Origin of the sequence: Arenimonas sp., assembly GCF_044348765.1 — a bacterium.
Taxonomy (GTDB): Bacteria; Pseudomonadota; Gammaproteobacteria; order Xanthomonadales; family Xanthomonadaceae; genus Arenimonas.
The window spans coordinates 1-3342 of record NZ_JBIKSE010000075.1 but is presented as its reverse complement, the minus strand read 5'-3'; the positions used below and the strand labels follow the sequence as shown (position 1 = coordinate 3342).

The 3342-nt window shown below is 54.0% G+C and carries 4 protein-coding genes; 3 read left to right on the top strand and 1 reads right to left on the bottom strand.

The window, feature by feature from the left end:
• Window positions 1-461: uracil-DNA glycosylase (gene ung / locus ACIQ0Q_RS08490; protein ID WP_395772507.1), on the top strand; the 461-nt coding region annotated here is incomplete at its 5' end.
• Between the two features lie 117 nt (window positions 462-578).
• The gene (gene rpoH / locus ACIQ0Q_RS08485) at window positions 579-1457 is read left to right on the top strand and encodes an RNA polymerase sigma factor RpoH (RefSeq protein ID WP_395772506.1); all 879 of its coding nucleotides are present in this window, start codon (window positions 579-581) and stop codon (window positions 1455-1457) included.
• Window positions 1458-1566: 109 nt separating this feature from the next.
• Here the strand turns inward: rpoH and ACIQ0Q_RS08480 are convergent, their stop codons facing one another.
• Window positions 1567-2166: a response regulator gene (locus ACIQ0Q_RS08480; RefSeq protein WP_395772505.1), complete on the bottom strand. Its 600-nt coding sequence runs from the start codon at window positions 2164-2166 to the stop codon at window positions 1567-1569.
• A gap of 38 nt (window positions 2167-2204) precedes the next feature.
• Here ACIQ0Q_RS08480 and ACIQ0Q_RS08475 point away from each other — a divergent pair.
• The coding region (locus ACIQ0Q_RS08475) for a hypothetical protein (protein ID WP_395772504.1) at window positions 2205-3342 on the top strand (1138 nt) is incomplete at its 3' end.

Genomic DNA, 3342 nt, shown 5'->3' with positions numbered 1-3342 from the left:
CCGGTCAGGCGCATGGCCTGAGTTTTTCCGTGCCCGATGGCGTGCCAGCGCCGCCTTCGCTGCAGAATATTTTCAAGGAAATCGAACGCGATCTGGCTCTGCCCAGGCCGGCCAGTGGCAATCTGACCCCTTGGAGCGATCGCGGCGTGCTGCTGCTCAATGCGGTGCTCACCGTGGAAACCGGCAAAGCCGGCTCGCACCAAAGCAAAGGCTGGGAGGCCTTCACCGATGCCGCCATCGGGGCATTGTCCGAGCACCACGAGGGTCTGGTATTCATGCTGTGGGGTGCTTATGCCCAGGCCAAGGGTGCCATCATCGACCGCAATCGCCATTGCGTGCTGCGGGCCCCGCATCCCTCGCCGCTGTCGGCGCATCGTGGGTTCCTCGGATGCGGGCATTTTTCCGCTGCCAATCGCTACCTGCAAGGCCGGGGCCAACAGCCTATGGACTGGCGAGTATAATTAACGTATTTATTACAATAAGTTAGCTACAAAAAGACGGCTTCGGCCCAGAGCCCGCTCATCGGAACTTTATGGGGACATTAGCACTCTAAGCGCTAGAGTGCTAAACTTTTACCCATGAGCAAACATACCATGACCAGCAAAGCCCTGATCAGCCACAGCCTCCCGATCCCCAGCGCGCTGGGCTCTTTGGATGCCTATATCAGCGCGGTCAACCGCGTGCCGGTGCTGTCCGTTGAGGACGAGCAGGCGCTGGCGCGCGCTTACCGTGACAACGATGATCTTGAAGCCGCCCGTCATCTGGTGATGGCGCACCTGCGCTTCGTGGTGCATGTGGCCCGGGGCTATCAGGGTTACGGCCTGGGCATGGGTGATCTCATCCAGGAAGGCAATATCGGGCTGATGAAAGCGGTCAAGCGTTTCGATCCCGACCAGGGCGTCCGCCTGGTGAGTTTCGCCGTGCACTGGGTACGTGCCGAGATGCACGAATTCATCCTGCGCAACTGGCGCATCGTGAAGGTGGCCACGACCAAGGCCCAGCGCAAACTGTTCTTCAATCTGCGCAAGTCGAAAAAACGCCTGGGCTGGTTGAATGCTGCCGAGATTTCCGCAGTTGCCAAGGATCTGAAAGTGTCCGAACGCGAAGTGCTGGAGATGGAGTCGCGTCTTTCCGGCCGCGATATCGCGTTCGATGCTCCTGACGATGACGACAATGACCATGCGCCGCCATCACCATCGGCCTATCTGGTTGCCGCCAATGCCGATCCGGCTGCCGCTTACGAGCGTGACCGCCATGACGATAGCCAGCTCGAGCTGCTGCGCGAAGGACTCAGCGGTCTGGACGTGCGTTCGCGTGAAATCCTGCAGAAGCGTTTTCTGGTTGAAAACAAGGCCACCTTGCATGAACTGGCCGATGAATACGGTGTATCGGCCGAACGTATCCGTCAGCTAGAAGCCAACGCCCTGAAGAAGATGAAGGCGCTGTTCGCAGCCTGATTCCGGTGTCCGCGGTAAGTCTTCTCTTAAGCAGGCTGCGGCAGGACCGCCGTGCATCGGGCCGCATAATGCGCGCGCTATAGCGATAAACTAAAGTCTAATCGGGTGATTAGATGCCCAATTCATGTGCTTTCTGGCTAAGCTCGATCAGGGTTTTGCACTTGAATTTTTCCATGAGACTGGCACGGTGGATGTACACGGTTTTATCGGAAATACCTAATTCGTTCCCGATGACCTTCGCGGTTTTACCGGCCCGCAGAAGCCTCAAGACCTCATGTTCGCGTTTGGTGATGTGAGGTGGCGTGATCACGACTTGGTCGCGGATATCCTCGCTGAGATAGAAGTGACCTTGGTGCACTGCCTGGATTGCAGTCACCAATTCCCGTGCGCTCCGAGATTTGCTGACATATCCGAACGCTCCCAGATCCATCGCGCGCCGCGCCATGCCTGCTTCCCCATGCATTGACAGCACGATGGTCCGGATTAGAGTGGTGATGGCGACGGAATCCAGGAGAATATCCAGGCCGCGGAACTGCTTGAAATCCAGATCGGTAATCAGAAGGTCGGCATTCAGAGCCGGTAAGGCGGCAAATAGATCCTGTGGGTGCTCGAATTCGGCAACGACGGAAATGTCCGTTTCCTGCTCAAGCAGAAATCGGATGCCCTCTCGAACGATGGCATGGTCTTCTAATAAAATAATCCGTATCATGCCGAAGCTAGATTCCTTTAACGCTTTGAGCAGTGTCTATGAACGCAATGCAAAAGCCAATAAGAAAAATTCTTATGTACGCAGCCTCGGCATTCATGGATTCTTTAGCTATGAAAGAGTTCGGAACTAAAAACAGAGCGATGAGTAAGGGAGCCGCTATCGGCATTCTTACTTTAGCCGTTCTGGTATTTATCATCGCTGACATCGAAGCGGTTTATATCAGCGTCCTTTTCGGACTACGTTTGGTCGTCCTGCTTCGGCTGCCGTTGGCATATTATGCGCCAGCGGCCTTGGTCGAGACCATTGTGGTTGTCATCAATCCAGCTCACCGAGTCTTTTCTTTCGAGGATTCTTCAGCGCTATATGCCCATCTGATCGGCATCGCTGCCACCTATCTGGCGGGCTGGTTTTTGAGGTGCGATGGGCAATTATCCAACAAGACCGAAACACCATCCTTTTTCCACTATTTGCTTTTCATTAGCACGGTGACGCTAGCCACCATTACCGCGATGCTGGCGTTTATACAGTTCACAAATCCCCAGGATTTTTTCTATCTGATCAGCGCTGCCTATGCCAAGCTGGCAATATACAGCTTGTCCGCGATGATTTTTGGGTTTTTCGCGGCTTATGTCATCGACCGACCAGGGTATACGCGTCAGTCCATTGTTATGGCACTGGCAATTCCAGCTCTGCTATATCTACTGTATCAGGCGGGATTGAGTGTTTTCAGTATATTGAATAACATATCTGTCATCTATCTGTTTCTGTTGATACTGATAGGCGGGCTGGTATTTACGGCTTACCGCTTCGGCGCGCTGACCACATGGGTGGGCTGCCTTTCCGCAGCATACATCGTCTCCATTCACCATAACGGCTGGTCGCTGAGTACTTGGCATGCTGTGATCAACTATCTCATTTTCTTATCCACTTTTACACTCTACATCGCTTTCTTCATCGACCGCATCAATCAGGCCCACAGTGATTTGATGCAATCCAAAAAGCGCGAGGATCGTCTCATTCGCAACATGCAGAATATCGTCCATACCCAAAATGTGGACAATACTGAGCGCCTGGATCGGATAGTACGCGATCTGCATGATGAGGTCGGCCAGAGCCTGGTTGCCGCCAGTATCTATATTCGATCCCTCGAGAATTCGCTGGACAGTGCCAAAGCGC

Excerpts from the sequence above, each read along its gene's own strand:
- rpoH (WP_395772506.1), top strand. The coding sequence starts at position 579 with ATGAGCAAACATACCATGACCAGCAAAGCCCTGATCAGCCACAGCCTC.
- ACIQ0Q_RS08480 (WP_395772505.1), bottom strand. The coding sequence starts at position 2,166 with ATGATACGGATTATTTTATTAGAAGACCATGCCATCGTTCGAGAGGGC.